Consider the following 20,813-nt stretch of genomic DNA (forward strand, 5'->3'; position numbering starts at 1 on the left):
GTAGAATTTTGGGTCGTTTCACCTCTATCGAAGAGCTTCGCAAAGCGTGCAGCGACCTTCCGGCTCGCGATCCCGAGGCGGAAAAGCAGGCGCGCGACCGCGAGGGCATGCTTACCAAGCCGCCCGGCAGTCTTGGCCGGCTGGAAGAGCTGGCTGTCTGGCTCGCCGGCTGGCAGGGGCGGGTCAAGCCGAAGCTCGATCGGGTCGAGGTGTTCGTGTTTGCCGGCTCGCACGGCGTTACCGCACGGGGGGTGTCGGCTTTTCCGGCGGAAGTGACAGCGCAGATGGTTGGCAATTTCGAAGCGGGCGGCGCCGCCATCAACCAGCTTGCAAAACAGGTCGGCGCGTCCTTGACGGTGATACCGCTCCACGTCGACCGGCCAACGGCCGACTTCACGGTTGCACCGGCCATGGACGAAGAGGCGCTGCTTGAAGCGGTGAATGCCGGCTATGACGCTGTCAAGGATCGGCCGGATCTGATCGTGCTCGGAGAGATGGGCATCGGCAACACTACCGTTGCCGCGGCTTTATCAACTGCGCTTCTTGGCGGCGCGGGCGCAGACTGGGTCGGGCGCGGCACCGGCGTTGATGACGACGGCCTCCGGCGCAAGGCGTCGGCCGTGGATGATGCGGTGACCTGCCATGGCGACGCTCTCAAGGACCCGATCGAAGCCCTGCGCCGCGTTGGCGGGCGGGAACTCGCCGCAATGTTCGGCGCGACGCTTGCTGCACGGCATCAACGCGTGCCCGTGCTGCTCGATGGTTTCGTTTGTACCGCCGCCGCTTTGCCGCTTGCCAGTCTTGACCCCGACGGTCTTGCGCACGCCTGGGCCGCGCATGTCTCGGCTGAAGCAGGGCACCGACGCCTGCTCGATGCCATGCAGTTGAAGCCGCTGCTCGACCTCGGCATGCGGCTTGGAGAGGCGTCGGGCGCTTGCCTCGCCGTCAACATTCTGCGCGGTGCAATTGCCTGTCACAATGGCATGGCAACCTTTGCCGAAGCCGGCGTGTCCGACGGCTGATTTGATGCGCAAGCTTCTGGTGATCGGCATCGGTACGGGCAATCCCGAGCACATGACCGTGCAGGCGGTGAGTGCGGTCAACCGTGCCGACGTCGTTTTGATCCCGCGCAAGGGCGAAGCGAAAGACGACCTGGCGGAAGTGCGCCGTCAGATCTGCGCCCGCTTCGTCACCAACCCCGAGACTCGCATCGTCGAGTTCGATCTGCCGGTACGGGATCAGTCGGGCGACTACCGAAAGGGGGTGCACGATTGGCACCAGGCAATCGCCACAACCTACCGGGATCTGCTGCAAGCCGAAACGAACGAGGAGGGCGCTGCCGCCTTTCTCGTTTGGGGCGACCCGTCGCTCTACGACAGCACGCTGCGGATCATCGAACGCCTCAAAGGCCTTGCGCCCTTTGATCTGTCGATCGAGGTCATTCCTGGCATCACCAGCATTCAGCAGCTTTGCGCCAGCCATCGTATCCCGCTTAACAAGATTGGCGATCCGGTGGTGGTCACAACGGGCCGGCAGTTGCGCGACGGGTTTCCGGCAGGCGTGGACACCGCTGTGGTGATGCTCGATGGCGAGTGCTCCTTCCAGCATCTCGAGGCCTCCGCCTTCACGATCTTCTGGGGCGCTTATCTCGGGACGAAAGACGAGATCCTTGTCGAGGGTCCGCTTTCAGCCGTGGGGAGCGAGATCGTTGCTGTCCGCGAAGCAGCCCGAGCAAAACACGGCTGGATCATGGACACCTACCTTCTTCTTCGCCGTTCCAACTCTTAGGCTCTGCTCTATCTCATTTCGTGCGGTCTTCATCGGGCCCGCACGAACATTGCAAGGCGCGGGGAATGCCACCTCGTGCATGGAGGGGTAATGCTGAATACAACAAGCGGCCAGCCAACCACTTTCCCGGATTTCGCTTCGATCTACCGCCATGGCTTTGCACGCGTGGCCGCCTGCGTGAACCTTTCCCATGTTGCGGATCCCCAGAGCAATGCGCAGGCGATCATTAACGCGGCTGAAGAGTGCCACGCGCAGGCTGCCGCCGTCGCGGTGTTCCCTGAACTGTGCTTGTCCGGCTACGCGATCGAGGATCTGTTTCATCAGGACGTTCTCCTTGATGCCGTTGAAGCAGGCTTGGACAAGATCCGCGAGGCATCGGCCGAATGGATGACCCTTGTGATCGTCGGAGCCCCCCTGCGCCACAATGCTCGAATCTATAACTGCGCCGTCGCGATCCACCGGGGCGACATTCTTGGGGTCGTGCCGAAAACCTACCTGCCGACGTATCGCGAGTTCTATGAAGCGCGGCATTTCGCATCCGGAAGCGATATCGTCGGTGAAGACATCGTCGTGGCGGGGGACCTTGTTCCGTTCGGAACCGATCTCCTGTTCCAGGCAGAAGACGTTCCGAGCCTGACCGTTGGCATCGAGATCTGCGAAGACATGTGGATCCCGCACACGCCGGGGGCGACGCTAGCGCTCGCGGGAGCCACTGTTGTCGCAAACCTTTCCGGCAGCCCCATCACCATTGGTCGCGCGCGCGCACGGTCCCAGCTCTGCCAATCTTTCTCCGTCCGCTGCCTGTCGGCTTACGTCTACGCTGCTGGCGGAACGGGAGAATCGACTACCGATCTGGCTTGGGATGGACAAACGTCGATCTTCGAAAACGGCGTTCTCCTTGCCGAGGGGCCGCGCTTCAGCCGCGACAAGCAGGTGACGCTGGCTGACGTCGATCTCGATCTCCTTCGGCAAGAACGCCTCGCGATGGGGACCTTCAACGACAACAGAGTGGCGCAGGGAATCGAGCCATACCACTTTCGGATCATACCGTTCCTTGTCGAGCCGCCGGCGCACGACGTCGGCTTCCATCGAGCGATCGACCGCTTCCCCTTTGTTCCGGCCGATGAGGAGCGGCTCGAACAGGACTGCTATGAGGCCTACAACATCCAGGTCGCCGGTCTTGCCCAGCGCATCAAGGCGATCAACACGAAGCACCTGGTGATCGGCGTGTCCGGAGGGCTGGACTCCACCCATGCCCTAATCGTCGCTGCGAAAGCGATGGATCAGCTCGGCCTGCCGCGTTCGCGGATCCTTGGCTACACAATGCCTGGATTTGCCACGGGCGCGAAGTCGAAGGGGTTCGCTCACGCGCTGATGAAGTCGCTGGGTGTCACGGCGGAAGAACTCGACATCCGCGCCACGGCAACGCAGATGCTGAAGGACATGGGGCATCCTTTCGGGCGTGGCGAGCCGGTTTATGACGTCACCTTCGAAAACGTCCAGGCGGGTCTGCGGACCGATTATCTGTTCCGCCTGGCCAACCAACATAAAGGCATCGTCGTCGGCACCGGCGACCTGTCCGAACTCGCGCTCGGCTGGTGCACCTATGGCGTTGGCGATCAGATGGCGCACTACAACGTCAATTCCGGCGTGCCGAAGACGTTGATCCAGCATCTGATCCGTTGGGTGATTTCTTCAGGTCAGTTCGACAACGAAGTCGGCCAAACACTTGCTTCCATTCTCGCGGCCGAGATTTCGCCGGAACTCGTTCCAGTGGAGGAAGGGGAGAAGCCCCAAAGTACGGAGGCCGCGATCGGGCCCTATGAGTTGCAGGACTTCAACTTGTTCTACACCCTGCGCTACGGGTTGAAGCCGTCCAAGATCGCCTTCCTCGCCTGGCAGGCGTGGAAAGAAGGGTCCACCAGCGATTGGCCCACCGGCTTTCCAGACGACGGGCGGCGCAGCTACGACCTTCCCACGATTCGGAAATGGCTGGAGGTTTTCATCCGCCGGTTCTTTGCCTTCGCGCAATTTAAGCGATCCGCCATGCCGAATGGACCAAAGGTGTCGTCGGGCGGGTCCCTTTCGCCGCGAGGGGATTGGCGGGCGCCGTCCGACAGCAGCGCGGCTGCCTGGCTCGAGGAGTTGGAACGAAATGTCCCTAAGAGCTGAAGGTCCGACGGGTAGGAACTTCGCTTATGGCTGGGTTTAGGGGGAAACGAATCGGGTGAATGACCGGAAGGTGCTGGCAGGATCGGGCGGCACGAACAGAGCCTTTCTGATCGGCCTCGCGCGTGCCTTCGCCGGCGCCATCATCTTTGCGCTGCCGCTGTTCATGACAATGGAGATGTGGTCGATCGCCTCTTACATCGAGCCGCTGCGCTTTCTCCTTTTCCTCGGCTTTGGACTGGTTCTGATGATCGTCCTCGCTTTCTTCAGCGGCTTCGAGACGTCGGATGGATGGTTGGATGCAACGCTCGACGGGGTCATCGCCTTCGCCGTCGGCATGATCTCAAGCGGCATGCTGCTCTGGCTTTTTGGCGTATTCCCCGAAGATGTAACCGTAGCCGGCGCGCTGGAGATCATAGCTCTCCAGGCCGTTCCCGCTGGCATGGGAGCGGTGCTCGCCACCAAGCAGCTTGGCGATGAGCGCGATGAGAATGAGAGCGAGCAAACGAACGAAGGTCGCGCTGGCTATTTCGGACAGCTGATCCTGATGTTGGGCGGCGCGTTGTTTGTCGGTTTCAACGTGGCTCCAACGGAAGAAATGCTCCTTATAACCGTCAGCATCACGCCCTCGAAGGCGTTGGCGTTGATGGCCTGCTCCATCCTGATCCTACACGCTTTTGTTTACACCGTGGGATTCGCGGGCCAGGAAGAGCGCCCGGACGGGGCAGGGTTCTTGCTGACCTTCGCTCACTACAGCGTGGTAGGCTATGCGCTTGCACTTGCCTGCAGCGCCTATGTTTTGTGGACCTTCGGCAGAATGGATGATGTTTCGCTTTCGCTCGCCGCAGCCATGTCTGTGGTTCTGGCATTCCCGGCGTCGATCGGCGCTGGCATTGCGCGCCTGGTGGTTTGAATGGCCAAGCCTGCAGCAGAATGGATCTGTGCGGCCATAGGGCTGGTGGTCACAGGCACGACGTTTGTTGTTGTTGCCCATGATCTCGGCGGGGCGCCAGAACAAGCGCCGATGATCGAGCTGGCTGTGGACGGGATCATCGACCAGGGCGAGGGTTACGTCGTGACCTTCAGCGCACGAAACGTATCGGAGGCCACGGCAGCAGCTTACCGCGTCGAAGGCCTCCTCACCCGCAATGGCGCGGTGGTGGAGCGCAGCGACGTCACGTTCGATTATGTGCCGCGTGGGTCTACAGAAACGGGCGGGGTTTGGTTCACCCATAACCCGGCGGAGTTCGATCTGAAGTTGCGCTCGCTCGGCTATCAACAGCCGTGAGGAAACAGGCTCAGGTCTCGTCCGAGCCTTTGCGGGCGTGGTATTGCTCGTCGATCGAGCCTTGTTCTGCCTTGTGAAAATATTGCGAGCAGACGAGCCAGCCCTTGATCGGCCGAAGCAGCAGCAAACAGCCGAGGACCGTAAAAGGTAGGGTGACGAAAAGGTGCGCCCACCATGGCGGCTCGAAGGACAGTTGAAACCAGAGCGCAAAGGCGAGGGCCGGTACGGCTACGATAGACATGGCGAAGAAGGCCGGTCCGTCGGCGGGATCGGCGAAGGTCAGATCCAGGCCGCAGACTTCGCAGCGTTGCGAGAGCGTGAGAAAGCCGGAAAACAGATGACCTTTCTGGCACCGGGGACAGCGCCCTTTGATGCCGGTCAGTGCCGGGTTGGTGGTCGGTTCGTAGTCTTCCATATCGTGATCTGGTCCGCTGCTGGCTGCTTCTAGAACCTGCGGGGCGCCGCAACCTGTTCCGCATTGATTAGGTGAGCTCTGCTCGCCAGACGATCGGAAGGTAACCCATCTTCCTTGCCTCCGCACCTAGGCTTGGCTTGGACCGGCCCTAATTAGGCAGATGCAAGAGTAGCAGGGACGCAATCATGCAAAAAGATGTACAGTTTGCACCGGGGCAGATCCGGGCGACGCAAAAGGCCGACGCCACGACCAAGGCTGCAAAGTCGATTCTGGATGCCGAGATCGCAGCGCGCGAAGCCAAAACCGAGCGGCTGCGCCAAGCACGCCTGAACAATGGCAAGCAGTCCGGTGAGAGCGCCACGCCGGCCCTGCGCTAGATAAATCTCGTGGCTTGGCGGCTTCAGCGCTCACTCGCGAGCGAAGCCGCCAAGCATCATCTTTAGATGACCCGATCGGTCCTCAGCTTTCTGCTGCAGTATCCATCCAGGCCTTGTGTCGCGTTTCGTCAGCAAGTGCCTTCTGAAAGAAAGTCCGGGCTTCCGGCGTGGCGACGGTGTTCTTCGAAGCCTGATCATAGGCCATCTTCGTTTCGATCTCGTTGGTCGACATCGCCTTGAGGATGGTCTTATCGCCGACCATCGAAGCAAGAGCAATCTTGCCGGTGGTCAGGTATTCCTTCATGTCGCCTTCTTGCGGAGCAGATACTCCCAGCGTCCCCGCCATGCGGGTCAGCTCGGCAACGTGGCTGTCGTGATCAGCCTTAAATTCGCTGATTTTCGCCTTGGATGTGGGATCCTCGAGTTTCTGAATCGTCGACTCGTACGCGGCGATCGCGTCATGTTCGAGGATGATGAGGTTCTGAACCAGCTTTTCAAAAGTGGATTCGGTGCCGACTGTGGTGACCATAAAGCTTTCCCTTCTGTTAGAGCCAAACCAATCCAGAGGCGCGACGGAAGTTCCATGCGCGACGCTGCGCCATTGCGTAAGGTTCATCGGTTCCAGGGGGGAATGAAGCGGCGATCCTGATAATCGGACAGGTAGCCGCTGTGGAGCGGCTTCAGCCAGCTTTCGTCCTTCATATATCCGATGGCCTCCTGTCGAAGGCCGCCGCCTTCCGGTTCCACTTGCAAAGTGGTGCGGAAGCTTCCGGAAGCGCCGAGATCTTCCAGCCGATCGAGCACCGGAAGCTGGTCGTGCTTCACAGCATAAAGCTCTCCATGGACGACCAGTCCTTCGCCGGGTCGATCCAGCATCATGGGCCCAAAGAAATCGGCCGCAATCATGAGGGGATAGGCTTGCGCGGTTTGAACCGTGCCAAGGAACTGCGCCTCGGACAAAGCAAGAGGATGAAAAGGAAAGCCCGCCTTGAGCGTGCCGTATACGAAGACTGTTTTCATAGCCGCAGATAAGTCGGTCGCGATCCACGCGTTCCATGGTTTCGCTTCACGGCAGCTCACGCTCGCGATACCGGGATGAAAACGCATCGCGCCCTGCCAACCAAACGATTGACAGGACGACAGCGAAGCCGGATGTTTCGCAGGCAGCGGGGAGGAGCTCCGTTGTTCAGCAATGGATGCGGAGAATGCAGGCGGCGCTTGAGTTCTCCTAGAAAGGCTTGGCAGCACGACTGATCCCTTTGCAGGTGCAGGCAGGGAGCCTTTGCATGGCCAGCCCCGCGGCAGCGATGTGGATGATGCCTGCCAGGTTGGCCGAGATGGAACGACATGACTGAGCCTGCCATTCGTCACGAGGTACACTATGGCCGCGTGGTGCGGTGTTTTTCGGAGCGGCCGGCCAATGTCGACCAGCTCTTGCGTGATGCCGTTGCGCACGCACCGGATCAGGTTGCGCTGGTGCTTGGTGACACGCGGCTCACTTACCGCGACTTCGACGCCAAAGTTTCAGCCGTCGCCGCGAACCTGTTGAGCCTCGGTCTGGCGCCCGGGGATCGGGTCGCGCTGCTGATGGGCAACACGATCGAATTCGCGGTTTGCACGATGGCAACGGCGCGGGCAGGGTTGATCGCTGTACCCATGAATGTTCGCCAGCGGCGACCGGAAATCGCCTTTGTGCTTCAGCAATGCACGGCCGCGGTTCTCGTGTACGATGCCGAGCAGGAGGTCAACCTGCCGGATGCCGAGGAGATGCCTTCCGTTCAGCATGTGGTGTGCGTGTCAGGGTCTGGGCGCGGCATGCCTTTCGCCGACCTGGAACGGGCCGGAAGCAGCATCGACTTTCCGGAGCTGCCGGAGGAAAGCACGTATTGCCTGCTTTATACGTCCGGCACCACCGGCCGGCCCAAGGGAGCGATGCTGAGCCACTTCGGGGTGGTGCATTCTGTGATGCACTATCAGCATGGGTTTCAGCTAAACGAGAGCGACGTCGGTGTGCTGGCCGTTCCGGGTTCTCATGTCACGGGGCTGGTGGCAATCCTGCTCACCATGATCCGCTGCGCGGGCACCACGGTGATCATGCCGGCTTTCAAGGCCAAACATTTCCTCGAACTCGCAGAGCGTGAGCGCATGAGCTACACGCTGATCGTGCCGGCCATGTACAATCTGTGCCTGCTTGATCCGAACTTTTCCCGGTATGATCTCAAGTCTTGGACGAAAGCCGGCTTCGGTGGCGCACCAATGCCAGCGGCCACGGTTGAGCGGCTCGCCCAGACCCTGCCGGACCTGCAACTCGTGAACTGCTACGGATCAACTGAAACGACTTCGCCTTCCACACTGCTGCCGTTCGGTGCCATCGCTACGCATCCCACCTCAGTCGGCAAGGCCTTGCCCTGCGCCGACATGATCGTGGTGGATGAAAATGGCGTCGAGGTTGCTTCGGGCACCTCCGGGGAAATCATGATTGCCGGGCCGATGGTGGTTCCCGGCTATTGGGACAATCCCGATGCCAACGCGAAAGGCTTTGTGGGCGGCTACTGGCTTTCAGGCGATGTCGGATCCAAGGACGAAAACGGCTTCATCTATGTTCATGACCGCAAGAAGGATATGATCAACCGAGCCGGATTCAAGGTCTATTGCATCGAGGTGGAGAGCACCTTGTCCTACCATCCGGATGTTGTTGAAGTGGCGGTGATCGGCAAGCCCGACCCGGTTCTGGGAGAAAAGGTGCATGCCTTCGTTTGGAGCGACGGCCGACCGCAGGATCCTGCTTCCCTCAAGGCATGGTGTGCCGAGCGCCTGTCTGACTACAAGGTCCCCGACAGCATCAGCTTCCTGGATGAGCCGTTGCCGCGCAACCCGAACGGCAAGATCCTGAAGACCACTCTTCGCGAGCAGTTGCCCGCCTCCTAAGGCTAACCGCCGCCTCCTCAAGCGAACGAACCGAAAAGGAAGATCCATGAAGGCACTGCTGAGCCACAGCGTCGGTGGCCCCGACACGCTGCAGATCGGAGAAGCCGCTTCGCCAGAACCGGCACAGGGGGAGGTTCGGATCCGCGTGGCTTCAGCGGGAGTCAATTTTCCGGATCTCCTGATCATCGAGGACCGCTACCAGTTCAAGCCGCAGCGGCCGTTTTCGCCCGGCGCGGAAGTCGCAGGAACGATCGACGCCATCGGCAGCGGCGTCGAAGGGTTTCAGGTCGGTGACCGGGTGCTTGCAATGCTCGGATGGGGCGGCATGGCCGAACAGGTCGTTGCGAAAGCACCGCGAGTCTTCGTGATCCCCGACGCGATGCCGTTTGAAGAGGCTTCCGCCTTTCTGATGACCTACGGCACCTCCTACCACGCTCTTGGCGAGCGCGGCGGTCTGAAGCCCGGCGAAACGCTTCTCGTACTAGGAGCTGCAGGTGGCGTCGGGCTGGCAGCAGTGGAACTCGGCAAGGCAATGGGTGCGCGGGTCATTGCCGCCGTGTCTTCGCAGGAAAAGCTGGAGATCGCGAAGGCCGCCGGCGCGGATGACGGTCTCGTTTACCCGCAGGGTGCACTCGACTCCGCTGCGCAAAAGGCGCTCGCCACCGAGTTCAAGGCCATCTGCGGTTCGGAAGGACCGAATGTCATCTACGACCCGGTGGGCGGTGACTATTCCGAGCCGGCGCTTCGCTCTATCGCCTGGAAGGGGCGGTACCTGGTTGTGGGCTTCCCAGCCGGCATCGCGAAGCTCCCGCTCAACCTTCCCTTGTTGAAGGGATGTGATGTTAAAGGCATCTTCTGGGGCGCGGCCATTGACCGGGAGCCAGCAGCTCATCGTAATGCGACAGCCGAACTGCTCGAGCTTTACACCAGCGGCAAGATCAAGCCGCACATCCATGCACGCTATCCTCTGGCACAGGCAGCCGAGGCCCTGAAGATGCTCGCCTCGCGGCAAACGGCCGGTAAGGTCGTGATCGACGTAGCAGCTTCCTGAGGCGCGAAAAGACCCCTCAACAGCTTCGCGAGTTCACTTGCACTCCGTACAGCCCGACTGTACGCTTTGTTCAGTGACGCTCGTTTGCTGTTGGGGAACGCTTGAAGTCGTCGATGCAAGTCATGGAATGGAAGGTGTCGGCGCCTGAGCCAACTGAGCTTGGACAGCGCGTTCGAGACTTGCGGCTTCGGCGTCGGCTGACTTTGCGCCAGCTCGCTCAAATGACGGATGCAAGCGCCAGCTTCATCAGCCAGCTCGAACGAGGGTTGACAGGCGCGAGCACGGCATCGCTCAACCAGATCGCGTCAGCGCTGGGCGTCAGCGTTGCGCTTCTCTTCGAGGGGCCTGTGGCACCTTCCAGTGCAGGCGTCCTGCCGCGCAGCCGCCGCCCGAGCCTGCCAGCCAGCCATGGCTGCCGCAAGACGCTGCTTTCCCGTCCGCCAATCCGAGACATGGAAGTTTACGGCGGGGAATTCGAGATCGGCGGATCGACCGGTCCCAACTTGTACACTCATGGCGACGCTCACGAGATTCTTGTTGTTTTGCGGGGCGTGGTGGAAGTCAGCCTGGGCGAGAGCCGGCATGTGCTCGAAGAAGGGGACAGCATTGAATATGCGACATCAACACCGCATCGAACGGAAAACATCGGCAACAGCCGAGCGGAAGTGATGTGGATCATCGCCCCGCCGACATCGCGCGGGGAAGAACTTGACGAATACGTCGCCTGGACACCGCTCGCGGCCCGATGACGACGATTTCATGCGAGCCAATGGGAGAATGAGAATGAATCAGCGTCTGCGTTCAATGATCACTACAACCGCAGCGGTCGCGCTGCTTGGGCTGGGGGCTGCAACAGCTGTTGCGCAGGACGCGCCGGTCGCGGGCGAGGTCGCGGAAGGGTCACTCAAGGGGAAGACACTCACCTTTGCGTCCTTCGGCGGTATTTTCCAGGACGGTCAGCTGGCGGCGCTCCAGGACTTCGTCCAAAAGTCCGGCGTAACGCTCTTGAGCGACGGACCTACCGAGATCGCGAAGGTGCAGGCGCAGGTGGAATCCGGCAATGTGACCTGGGATGTCGTCGATACCGCCGATTTCCCTCCCTATGTCCATTGCGGCACGCTGTTCCAGAAGCTCGACTTCAGCAAGATCGACACCTCCAAGATCCCGGAAGGACAGACCAGCGAGTGTTCCGTTCCCGCGATGAACTATGGTGTCGTGCTGATGTACAACACCGAGAAGTACAAGGATAATCCGCCACAGACCTGGCTCGACTTTTTCGACACGGAGAAGTTCCCGGGTGTTCGCGGTATCGACGGCTCCGGCGACTTCACGGGCGGACTGCTCGAGCAGGCCTTCCGCGCCACGGGCGGCGATCCGAAGGCCATGACCGCCGACGACATCGACACGGCCATCGATAAGGTGCGCCAGCTTGGTCCGGACACCATCTTCTGGAAAACGGGCGCGGAATCACAGCAGCTGATCGAATCCGGCGAAGCCGACATGGCGATGATGTGGACGGGTCGCGCGATGACGGCGGTGAAGAACGGCGCGCAGTATACGCCGGCGTGGCAGGACTGGCTGGTGGTGATGGACCAGTTGACGATCCCGGTTGGCGTCAAGGATCCCGATGCCTCGCATGCGCTCATCAACGCCTATCTCGGCAAGGAAGCGCAGGAGATCCTCACCGAAAAGACCTCCTACACGCCGATCAACACCGAGGCGAAGCCTGAGGTGGAGCCGGCCGTTGCTGCCTTCCTTACCAACACCCCGGAGCGGCAAGCGCAGGGCTATCAGCAGAACATCAAGTTCTGGGTGGACAACTTCGACACCACGCAGGAAAAATGGAGTGCAATGATGGCCGGCGGCTGACGCCATGAGCGCGGGTGCTGCACGAGCGGAAGAAGACACAGGAAGCGCCTCCCGGCGCTCCCTACGTCCGCTTGCTCTTGCCTTGCCGGCACTCGTGCTTCTTGTTGCTGTTATCGGGATCCCGCTGGCAACCATTGTTCTGCGAAGCTTCAACGATCCCGAATGGGGCTTCCAGAACTACGTCTGGTTTTTCGGCACGCCGGTCAATCTGGTGGTGCTGCAACGGACCTTCACCATGGCGGCCTGGGTCACGGTGGTTTGCGTCATCTGCGCCTATCCCTATGCATACGCCATGTCAGTGGCAGGGCCAAAGATCCGACTGTTGCTGACGCTTTGCGTGCTCATCCCGTTCTGGGTCAGCGGCGTGGTGCGCACCTTGGCGTGGATGATCCTTTTGCAAGATTCGGGCATCATCAACATGGTTTTGCGGGCAGGCGGGTTCGAAGGTATCCGCCTGATCCGAACGCAAACCGGAGTGATCATCGGCATGGCGCAGATCCTGCTGCCGTTCATGATCCTGCCGCTTTATTCCGTGATGAAGGGCATCGATCTGAGGCTGGTGCAGGCGGCTCGAAGCCTCGGCGCTGCACCGCCTCGGGCTTTCTTCAGCGTTTACCTGCCGCTTTCCTTGCCCGGCGTTTACGCCGGCGCGATCATCGTCTTCATCCTTGCTCTGGGCTTCTATATCACGCCTGCACTGCTTGGCGGACCGCGCTCCACCATGCTGTCGACCCTGGTCCAAAATCAGGTTCTCAGTCTCCTGCAATGGGGCAGGGGTGGCGCCATGGGTGTGGTGCTCCTCGTGGCGACTTTCCTTCTTCTGGCCCTTGCCGGACCTCTCATGCGGCAGCGCTACAAGCTGGCGGCACGGTGATGGCCATGCATCCGTTCACGCGCGTGCTGCTCGGCCTTTCCTGCCTGCTTGTTGCCGTTTGGCTGATTGCGCCGACGCTGGTGGTCGTCCCGATGTCGTTCAATCAGAACAAGTCGCTGGCCTTTCCGCCGCAAGGCTTTTCCTGGCAGTGGTATTCGAACTTCACGACCAACCCGGAGTGGTCCACCAGTTTCCTGAACTCGCTCAAGGTTGCGACGATTGTTGCGATCCTTGCCACGGTGCTGGGAACATTGGCCGCTTTCGGTCTTGATCGGATGCGTGCCCGCACTGCAGGCCTCTTGCGCATGCTTCTGCTGACCCCGATGGTGGTACCCGGCGTCGTGCTGGCGATCGGCATCTACGCAGTTTATCTGGACGCACAACTGGTGGGCACGATGACAGGATTTGTGTTGGCGCACACGATCCTTGCTCTTCCCTTTGTTCTGATTGCCGTTCAGGCCAGCCTTGAAGTCTTCGACAAGCGATTGGAAACGGCAGCGGCGAGCCTCGGCGCGGGTCGTCTGGCGACCTTCCGAACCGTGACCCTGCCACTGATTGCGCCAGGCATCCTTTCAGGCCTCCTGTTTGCGTTCGTAACCTCTTTTGACGAAATCATCGTGTCGCTGTTCATCACCAGCCCCTACCTCAAGACGCTACCGGTTCAGATCTTCACGTCCATCACCCGGGATGCGGATCCCACGGTGGCTGCCGTGGGGACCATCCTGCTGTGTGTCACCACAATCCTGATCGGCGGCGGTCTGCTCTTGCTGGGGCGCGAAAGAAGGAGCGGCGTTTGAACGGGTTACGGGAACAGCGCGGAGCGGCGATCGAACTGTCGCGCGTCAGTAAGGCCTACGGCAGCTTCAAAGCGCTGGATGACATTTCGCTGCAGATTCAGCCGGGCGAGTTCATGACCCTGCTGGGGCCAAGCGGTTCAGGCAAGACCACGACACTCAATGTCGTGGCGGGTTTCACGGAAGTTTCGTCCGGAACCTTGCAGATCGGCGGGAGCAACGTCGTCGGCGTCCCGGCTCACAAGCGCAACATCGGTGTGGTGTTCCAGCACTACGCCTTGTTTCCGCACATGACCGTCGGGCGCAATGTCGCCTATCCCCTGCGGCTGCGCGGCGTGGGTAAGGCGGAACTGGAAACGCGCGTTCGCCGCGCCTTGGACATGGTGAAGATGGCGGACTTCGCGTATCGCTATCCAAGCGAACTTTCCGGTGGGCAGCAACAACGCGTCGCGCTCGCGCGCTCAATCGTTTTTGATCCACCGCTGCTCCTCATGGACGAGCCGCTCGGTGCGTTGGACAAGAAGCTGCGCGAATGGCTGCAGCTGGAAATCAAGCGCATCCACCGCGAGCTCGGAACGACATTCGTTTACGTCACGCACGACCAGGAAGAAGCGCTTGTGCTTTCCGACCGGATCGCTGTGTTCAACCGCGGCAGGATCGAGCAGATCGGGACCGGGCACGACCTTTATGACGCGCCCGAAACGCTGTTCGTCGGGCGCTTTATCGGAGACTCCACGGTGCTGCGGGGGGCCGCGCGTTCCGATGGGTCAAGCACTGCGCTGGATGTCGCGGGAGAGACGGTGACGGTTCCGCGCAGACACCGCGACACGGACCGGCCGGTGATGCTGCTCAGGCCGGAAAAGCTGGTGATGCGCAAACCGGGTGTGGATCGCAGCGACAATGAAAACCGCCTTTCTGGAACCGTGTCCGAAGCGATCTATCTCGGCTCCGGTTCCAAATACGAGGTGTTGCTGCGCGATGGCTCAACGGGGATCGTCCGCTCTTCCCTGACAGACCAAAGCTTTGCGATCGGCGATGCGGTCGAGCTTTGTTTCCGGGGCGCCGACGCCAAACTGCTCGCTGACGACAGCACCGCCGACACCACACTGACCTGATTTTCCTCGCGAAAGAGCAGACCCATGCATGCGAAGCGCAATGGTGACATCTCCTTCTGGTATGCCGATATCGGGGGGCTGCCTGCCCCACGTCCTCCTTTGCCGGGTGACCGGAAAGTGGATGTTGCGATCGTCGGCGCCGGTTACACCGGGCTTTGGACGGCCTACTACCTGAAGCGGGCGCAGCCCGACCTGCGGATCGCAATCCTGGAGCGGGAGTTTGCTGGGTTCGGCGCATCGGGGCGCAATGGCGGCTGGCTTTCCGGCGGCTTTGGCTGGTCGCGTGAAAAGTACCTCAAGACGTCGTCACGCGAGGGTGTCATGGCCATGCAAAAGGCAATGGCAGGCACCGTGGACGAAGTGATCCGCGTGGCCGAAGCGGAAGGCATTGACGCTGATATCCGACGCACCGCCAATCTGACCGTCGCCACGAACGAGCCGCAGCTCGAGCGCGCCAAGGCCGAATTCGCCGACACGCGCGCTTGGGACTTCGACCCCTCGCGCATGCAATGGCTCGACGCCAGCGAGGCGAAGGCCCGCATCAACGTGCACAACGTGCTGGGCGGCTATGTGATCAACGGACAGGCGAGGGTGCAGCCCGTTAAGCTTGTGCAGGGACTGGCTGCAGCTGTTGAGCGGCTCGGCGTCGAAATCTTCGAGCAGACCACGGTGACGAAGATCGCGCCGGGGGAGGTTTTCACGAACCGCGGCACGGTACGGGCAGAAACCATCATCCGGGCCACAGAAGGTTTTACGGCACAGCTTCCTGGGGAGGAACGGACGTGGCTTGCTCTCAACAGCGCGCAGATCGTGACCGAACCGGTCCCCGACGCGCTGTGGGCCGAGATCGGCTGGCAAGGCCATGAACTGCTTGGCGACACCGCTCATGCCTACTGTTATGCCCAGCGCACACGCGAAGGCCGCATAACCATGGGCGGACGCGGCGTGCCCTACCGATTCAACTCGGCAACCGACGTGAACGGCCAGACACAGCAGGCGACGATCGACAAGTTGCATGCGATCTTGAAGCGGCTCCTTCCGCAAGCCGCGCATTTGCGCATCGATCATGCCTGGTGCGGCGTGCTTGGCGTGCCGCGCGACTGGTGCACAACGGTTGGACTTGATCCGAAAACCAGAATCGGCTGGGCAGGGGGGTACGTCGGCCTCGGCGTTTCCAGCTCGAACCTATCGGGCCGCACCCTCACGGACCTTGTGCTTGGACGACAGACAGACCTGGTTCGGCTGCCATGGGTCAACCGGTCCGTGCGCAAATGGGAGCCCGAGCCGCTGCGCTGGCTTGGCGTCCATTCCATGTACCAGCTTTACCGCATGGCGGACGAGCGGGAAGAGCGAGGCATGACGCGCTCGTCGCGGTTGGCCGCCTTGGCCGATAGGATTACCGGACATTGAAAACCGAAAAGCTGGCGAGAACCTCCCATGATTGATCTCGAAACCTTCAAGAGCCTCGCCGCGGTCGAGCTCGAGAACTTCAAGCCAAAGCCGACATCGTTGGAAGGCGACCAGCAGGAAGCTGCCACCACCCTTTGGCAGTCTCCCGATGGACGTCTCGAGGTCGGGGTTTGGGAATGCACGCCGGGGCGCTTCACAGCGGACCGCTCAACCTCAACCGAGATTTGTCACTTCATTTCAGGTGTGGTCGAGATGACTGATGCTGAAGGTCAAAAGCGAAAGCTTGGCGCAGGTGATCTTCTTGTGCTCCCGCGCGGGTGGAAGGGTGAATGGTGCATCATCGAGAGAACGCGCAAGTTGTACCTGATCCAGAGCGACTGACACGTCGCTCCGCCAGGCACTTCGGCGGCTTTCCTGCACTCGGCGCCGGCTCGCAATGACAATGGAGTGATAGCTTCGGAGCAACGGGAACCGACCCGATGCGCCGGGATTGGGCCGGCATATCTCTTCTTTGCATCGAGGTTGCATGACGGGCGCCTACATCAATCGCATCAGCACCGCCGTGCCTCCCAACGAAGTGCATGGCTACTTCCTTCAGTTCGCAGCGTCGCAATTGAGTGAAACGCCCAGGCATCAGGCCCTGTTCAACCGAATGGCCGAGCGCGGCGGGATTGATCACCGCTATTCCTGCATCAAGCCGGCCGATGACCCGGACGGCCCGGCTGTGGATCAGGCCGGCTTGTTTGCGCGCGGAGCGTTCCCAGGCACTGCCGAGCGCATGTCCCTTTTTGCCGCCAACGCCCATGGCCTGGCCATCCGCGCGGTGGAGCAACTCGAACTTGGCGAAGACAAGAGCAAGATCACGCATCTGATCGTGACGACCTGCACGGGTTTTTCGGCACCGGGCATCGACCTGGAAATCATCGCTGGGTGCGGCCTTTCCCCTTCCGTGGAACGCACGATCATTGGCTTCATGGGGTGCTACGCAGCGATCAACGGTTTGAAGCTCGCCCGCCACATCGTGCGGTCCGAGCCGAGTGCCAGAGTGCTCGTGGTGAACATCGAGCTTTGTACGCTTCACCTGCGGGAAACACGCGACATGGAAAAGCTTTTGTCGTTCTGCCTATGGGGGGATGGATGTGCCGCGGCGCTGGTGACATCCGACCCCCATGGCATACAGCTCAACAGTTTCACGTCGCTTCTTGCCGCGGACACCAAGGACCTCATGAGCTGGAGCGTGCGCGACGACGGCTTCGACATGGTGTTGTCGGGGCAGGTGCCGCTTGCGATCGAAGAGACGCTGCGCCACAAGGCGCATGTCGTGTTGAAAGATCGGGCCGTGGACGACGTGGACCTCTGGGCCGTTCATCCCGGCGGTCGTTCCGTTCTTGACGCGGTTGAACGGGCTTTGGAACTGCCAAGCGATGCGCTGGCAACCTCGCGCGAGGTTTTGCGCGATACCGGAAACATGTCGTCGGCAACCGTGATGTTCGTGCTCGGCAAGATGCTTGCGGCGCAGTCAAGCGGCTTGAACGGTTGTGCCATGGCTTTCGGCCCGGGGCTCACGGCGGAAACGGCTTTGTTCGAGACAGTCTGATGAAGACCGGATCGTCAAGCCTTGCGTCGCGGCTCGTTCTGCCGGAGATCCTAGATGACCTGCCTGAGGACGATCCTCGTGCCGTACAGTCGCGGAAGGATCTACGGCGGCTGAACCGTCTGATGCTGCAGGACCGCCTTATGGCCGAGCTGCTGCTCGCCCACGTTCCCCAACCCAAGCGCGTTCTCGAAATCGGGTCGGGTGATGGCCGCTTCATGGTGGCCGTGGCGCGGCGGCTGAAGCGCCACTGGCCGAATGTGGAGCTTGTTCTGCTTGATCGCCAGTCGCTTGTTTCAGCATCCTGTCTAAGCGATTTCGCGGCGCTCGGCTGGCAGGCGAAAGTGGTGCAGAGCGACATCTTCGAGTGGGTGTCATCGGCGGCGGACGAGCGATTCGATGTGATCACGGCCAATCTTTTTCTGCATCATTTCGGGGACCAAGACCTTTCCCACCTCTTCGAAAGGTTCGCTGAGATGGCTCCTGTTTTTCTTGCGACGGAACCGCTACGCACGCCGTTCCCGCTTCTGGCGTCCCGAATGCTGCGCGTGATCGGTGCAAACGATGTGACCCGCCACGATGCGCCAGCAAGTGTGCGCGCCGGCTTCGCGGGGCGCGAACTCAGCGCCTTGTGGCCGCTCAATGAGCACACAACTACAATCGAGAAGCGCCGCGGCCTGTTCACCCATGCTTTTGCTGCTATCCGGCAAGGCGGCCACTCATGAACAGCTACGATGCCATTGTGATCGGCGGCGGGCCCGCGGGATCCACGGCAGCTTTGACCTTGGTTCGGCGCGGCTGGTCAGTCGCTCTGGTCGAGAAAACAACCTTTCCGCGCCGGAAGGTTTGTGGGGAGTTCATGTCGGGCACGAGCACAGCCGTGCTCGACGCAATTGGCTTCGGTCACGTTTGGCGAAAAAGGGCCGGTCCGGAAATCAGGCGCCTCGCGCTGTTTTCAGGACAGAGGACTGTGGATGCGCCCATGCCTGCGGGACGCGGAGGCAGTTTCGGGCGCGCACTGGGGCGCGATGTTCTAGACGCGCTGCTTTTGGATAAGGCGCGGGAGGCCGGGGTGACTGTGTTGCAGCCGGCAAAGGCGCTGGCCCTTCATCATGGCACCATGGAAAAGACGGTGCGCATTTCCATTGACGGTGCCGAACAGTCGATCAACGCGCCGGCGGTGATCGCGGCGCATGGCTCCTGGGAGCCGGGTGCACTTCCGACGAACTTGGCAAAGGTCAACCGACCCGGCGATTTCCTTGGCTTCAAGGCACATTTTCGCTCGGCGGATCTCGATGCCGACCTGATGCCCCTGCTGTTCTTCCCGGGAGGCTATGGAGGCATCGTGTGGGCAGATGATGGGCGCCTTTCCTTGTCCTGTTGCGTCCGCAGGGATGCGCTGGCGCAAGCAAGGCGGGTTCATGATTGCTCATCGGCTTCCGAAGCCGTTCACCGGCACATCCTCGCCACCTGCCGGGGGGCGCGGCAGGTGATTGGCGCTGCGCGTCAGGACGGGCCTTGGCTCGCCGCAGGGCCGATCAGGCCGGGCGTGCGAAAAGCCTATGCAGACGACGTGTTTCGGGTCGGCAACCTGGCTGGTGAGTCTCATCCGATCATCGCAGAAGGAATATCCATGTCGATCCAGTCCGGCTGGCTCTTGGCGGAAGCGCTTTCCCGTGTCGACGCCTCGACGCAGGCGGGACGGGCTGCGGCTGGACAGGTCTACACGGCCGCTTGGCGCAGGCAGTTTGCGACGCGCATCCGCGTTGCTTCGGTTCTCGCGCGCATTGCAGTTCATCCACGAACCGCGGGCTTGGCTGGTGGGCTTGCAGGCCTAGCGCCCGCAGTGCTGACAGCGGGTGCCGCGCTCAGCGGCAAGACCAAGTCGATCGCCGCGCTGCAAAGCCACTAAAGCTCTTCATGCGAATAGGCAGACATTCGATGCCACGAGGAGCTTGACCGCTTTGGATCAGCTCCTCGCCTTGTTCGGCCTGTTCGGCGTGTCGTTTCTTGCGGCCACAATCCTCCCAGCGCAATCGGAAGCCGCTTTCGCCGGATTGCAGTGGGCCGGCTATCCCATGCTTCTTCTGCTCCTGGTGGCAAGCCTCGGCAACACGCTGGGCGCCGTGGTGAACTGGGCGCTCGGCCGGAGTGTGCACCGCTTCCAGCATCGCCGCTGGTTTCCCGCGTCGCCCGCCGCACTCGAGCGAGCGACCCGGTGGTACAACCGCTGGGGGCGCTGGAGCCTGCTCCTGTCCTGGGCGCCGATCGGCGGCGATGCGCTCACTGTGGTTGCGGGCGTCTTGCGCGAACCGCTTTGGAGCTTCCTGCTGCTGGTCGCAGCCGCGAAGACCGGCCGCTACCTCGTTGTCGCGGCTGCGGTCGGGAGCCTGCAATGAGATCGGTCAACAGCCAGGCGCGTAGGTGAGAACCGGCCAGCGATTGCTGCGCACGGCCTGCTGCCGGATCCACGCCGTGTAGGTGGAAACCTTGGCCCGGCACCAGTTGCCATCGGAAGCTGTGGTGCATTCCTCGATGACCACACAGGTGTTTGCCGGAATAGTCGCCACGATCGGTGCATCCGGCCGCGCTTCGCTGCGTGCGTTGAGGCGCACCAGCACCGACGCCTTGGCCGCTTGTTCCGCGCCGGCCGGGGTCGGGCGCTCACGATCCGCCGGCAAGGAACAGGAAGCCGTGTAGCCGTAGTAAAGGCAATCGGCTGCAAGCGCTGGACCGTTTGCTGCTGTTTGAGCGTTCGCCGGTAGTCGCTCGAACACGACGTTGCCGCCGCCCGTGACATCGCCGCTCATGCGTGTCTGGTTTCCCCCGAGCCGCGCAAGGATGGCGTTGTCCGCGCCGATGAGGCCGAGCTGGTTGTCGACGATGCCCCAGCCCTGCAACGTGCTGAAGGTACCGCCACAATGATCGGCCGTGAGCGCATATCGGTCTGCGGTCTTTGAGGGCTCGAGGCTGATGCGGCAGGCGCCACCATCGCTATAGGCAGGGTCCAGCGTCTGCCAATCGCCTGCAAAGGCTGCCACGAAGTCGGCTTCCGTTTGTGCCGCTGCCGGGTGCCCGAACATCAGCGTTGCGCCTGCTAAAGAAGCTGCGAGAACCCAGGACCTGCTCACGAAAACCCCT

Annotated in this window: 23 protein-coding genes; 19 read left to right on the forward strand and 4 right to left on the reverse strand. The window is 61.4% G+C overall.

Annotated features, from left to right (window positions below):
• The first annotated feature begins 8 nt into the window (after window positions 1-8).
• From cobT to J5Y06_RS20480, 5 genes are all read left to right on the forward strand, one after another.
• Window positions 9-1,022 carry a nicotinate-nucleotide--dimethylbenzimidazole phosphoribosyltransferase gene (cobT, locus tag J5Y06_RS20460; protein WP_209337048.1) on the forward strand — a complete coding sequence of 338 codons (1,014 nt, stop codon included), beginning with the start codon at window positions 9-11 and terminating at the stop codon, window positions 1,020-1,022.
• A 4-nt stretch (window positions 1,023-1,026) separates the two neighbouring features.
• A complete protein-coding gene (gene cobF / locus J5Y06_RS20465) occupies window positions 1,027-1,788 on the forward strand; it encodes a precorrin-6A synthase (deacetylating) (protein ID WP_209337049.1) in 762 nt (253 codons plus the stop codon).
• Between the two features lie 90 nt (window positions 1,789-1,878).
• A complete protein-coding gene (locus J5Y06_RS20470; protein ID WP_209337050.1) occupies window positions 1,879-3,960 on the forward strand; it encodes an NAD(+) synthase in 2,082 nt (693 codons plus the stop codon).
• Window positions 3,961-4,015: 55 nt separating this feature from the next.
• On the forward strand, window positions 4,016-4,870 hold the full coding sequence (locus tag J5Y06_RS20475; protein ID WP_342453469.1) for a TIGR02587 family membrane protein: 855 nt from the start codon (window positions 4,016-4,018) through the stop codon (window positions 4,868-4,870).
• Window positions 4,871-5,245, forward strand: coding sequence for a hypothetical protein (locus tag J5Y06_RS20480; protein WP_209337051.1), 375 nt, complete (start codon window positions 4,871-4,873; stop codon window positions 5,243-5,245).
• Between the two features lie 10 nt (window positions 5,246-5,255).
• Here J5Y06_RS20480 and J5Y06_RS20485 read toward each other — a convergent pair whose 3' ends face one another.
• Window positions 5,256-5,660: a DUF983 domain-containing protein gene (locus J5Y06_RS20485; RefSeq protein WP_209337052.1), complete on the reverse strand. Its 405-nt coding sequence runs from the start codon at window positions 5,658-5,660 to the stop codon at window positions 5,256-5,258.
• A 185-nt stretch (window positions 5,661-5,845) separates the two neighbouring features.
• On the opposite strand from J5Y06_RS20485, the gene J5Y06_RS20490 reads away from it, so the two are divergent.
• Window positions 5,846-6,037 (forward strand): hypothetical protein, encoded by a 192-nt coding sequence (locus tag J5Y06_RS20490; protein ID WP_209337053.1) that lies wholly within the window; start codon window positions 5,846-5,848, stop codon window positions 6,035-6,037.
• Window positions 6,038-6,119: 82 nt separating this feature from the next.
• On the opposite strand, the gene J5Y06_RS20495 is transcribed toward J5Y06_RS20490, so the two are convergent.
• Both J5Y06_RS20495 and J5Y06_RS20500 read right to left on the reverse strand, forming a co-directional pair.
• Window positions 6,120-6,566: a DUF2383 domain-containing protein gene (locus J5Y06_RS20495; RefSeq protein WP_209337054.1), complete on the reverse strand. Its 447-nt coding sequence runs from the start codon at window positions 6,564-6,566 to the stop codon at window positions 6,120-6,122.
• Between the two features lie 83 nt (window positions 6,567-6,649).
• Entirely contained in the window at window positions 6,650-7,057 is a 408-nt protein-coding gene (locus J5Y06_RS20500; RefSeq protein WP_209337055.1) for a gamma-glutamylcyclotransferase family protein, read from the reverse strand.
• Window positions 7,058-7,384: 327 nt separating this feature from the next.
• Between J5Y06_RS20500 and J5Y06_RS20505 the strand changes: the two genes are divergently transcribed.
• From J5Y06_RS20505 to J5Y06_RS20565, 13 genes are all read left to right on the forward strand, one after another.
• Entirely contained in the window at window positions 7,385-8,965 is a 1,581-nt protein-coding gene (locus tag J5Y06_RS20505; protein ID WP_209337056.1) for a class I adenylate-forming enzyme family protein, read from the forward strand.
• A gap of 46 nt (window positions 8,966-9,011) precedes the next feature.
• Complete coding sequence (locus tag J5Y06_RS20510) at window positions 9,012-10,016, forward strand: NADPH:quinone oxidoreductase family protein (protein ID WP_209337057.1); 1,005 nt, start codon at window positions 9,012-9,014, stop codon at window positions 10,014-10,016.
• 122 nt (window positions 10,017-10,138) lie between these two features.
• Window positions 10,139-10,765 (forward strand): helix-turn-helix domain-containing protein, encoded by a 627-nt coding sequence (locus J5Y06_RS20515; RefSeq protein ID WP_245248183.1) that lies wholly within the window; start codon window positions 10,139-10,141, stop codon window positions 10,763-10,765.
• A 55-nt stretch (window positions 10,766-10,820) separates the two neighbouring features.
• A complete protein-coding gene (locus tag J5Y06_RS20520) occupies window positions 10,821-11,885 on the forward strand; it encodes an extracellular solute-binding protein (RefSeq protein ID WP_385932013.1) in 1,065 nt (354 codons plus the stop codon).
• A 4-nt stretch (window positions 11,886-11,889) separates the two neighbouring features.
• Window positions 11,890-12,759, forward strand: coding sequence for an ABC transporter permease (locus J5Y06_RS20525; protein ID WP_209337060.1), 870 nt, complete (start codon window positions 11,890-11,892; stop codon window positions 12,757-12,759).
• A complete protein-coding gene (locus tag J5Y06_RS20530) occupies window positions 12,759-13,556 on the forward strand; it encodes an ABC transporter permease (RefSeq protein ID WP_209337061.1) in 798 nt (265 codons plus the stop codon). The genes J5Y06_RS20525 and J5Y06_RS20530 overlap by 1 nt, the downstream gene beginning before the upstream one ends.
• Window positions 13,553-14,668: an ABC transporter ATP-binding protein gene (locus tag J5Y06_RS20535; protein ID WP_209337062.1), complete on the forward strand. Its 1,116-nt coding sequence runs from the start codon at window positions 13,553-13,555 to the stop codon at window positions 14,666-14,668. The genes J5Y06_RS20530 and J5Y06_RS20535 overlap by 4 nt, the downstream gene beginning before the upstream one ends.
• Before the next feature lie 24 nt (window positions 14,669-14,692).
• A complete protein-coding gene (locus tag J5Y06_RS20540; protein WP_209337063.1) occupies window positions 14,693-16,078 on the forward strand; it encodes an NAD(P)/FAD-dependent oxidoreductase in 1,386 nt (461 codons plus the stop codon).
• A gap of 27 nt (window positions 16,079-16,105) precedes the next feature.
• Window positions 16,106-16,459 (forward strand): cupin domain-containing protein, encoded by a 354-nt coding sequence (locus J5Y06_RS20545; RefSeq protein ID WP_209337064.1) that lies wholly within the window; start codon window positions 16,106-16,108, stop codon window positions 16,457-16,459.
• Between the two features lie 145 nt (window positions 16,460-16,604).
• Entirely contained in the window at window positions 16,605-17,675 is a 1,071-nt protein-coding gene (locus J5Y06_RS20550) for a type III polyketide synthase (protein ID WP_209337065.1), read from the forward strand.
• Complete coding sequence (locus J5Y06_RS20555; RefSeq protein ID WP_209337066.1) at window positions 17,675-18,397, forward strand: methyltransferase domain-containing protein; 723 nt, start codon at window positions 17,675-17,677, stop codon at window positions 18,395-18,397. Before J5Y06_RS20550 ends, J5Y06_RS20555 begins: the two co-directional genes overlap by 1 nt.
• Window positions 18,394-19,584 (forward strand): NAD(P)/FAD-dependent oxidoreductase, encoded by a 1,191-nt coding sequence (locus J5Y06_RS20560; protein WP_209337067.1) that lies wholly within the window; start codon window positions 18,394-18,396, stop codon window positions 19,582-19,584. The genes J5Y06_RS20555 and J5Y06_RS20560 overlap by 4 nt, the downstream gene beginning before the upstream one ends.
• Before the next feature lie 52 nt (window positions 19,585-19,636).
• Window positions 19,637-20,071 (forward strand): YqaA family protein, encoded by a 435-nt coding sequence (locus J5Y06_RS20565; RefSeq protein ID WP_209337090.1) that lies wholly within the window; start codon window positions 19,637-19,639, stop codon window positions 20,069-20,071.
• Between the two features lie 6 nt (window positions 20,072-20,077).
• On the opposite strand, the gene J5Y06_RS20570 is transcribed toward J5Y06_RS20565, so the two are convergent.
• Window positions 20,078-20,803 (reverse strand): SH3 domain-containing protein, encoded by a 726-nt coding sequence (locus J5Y06_RS20570; protein ID WP_209337068.1) that lies wholly within the window; start codon window positions 20,801-20,803, stop codon window positions 20,078-20,080.
• Window positions 20,804-20,813 lie beyond the last annotated feature (10 nt).

Origin of the sequence: Tianweitania sediminis (assembly GCF_017813335.1) — a bacterium.
Lineage (GTDB): Bacteria > Pseudomonadota > Alphaproteobacteria > Rhizobiales > Rhizobiaceae > Tianweitania > Tianweitania sediminis.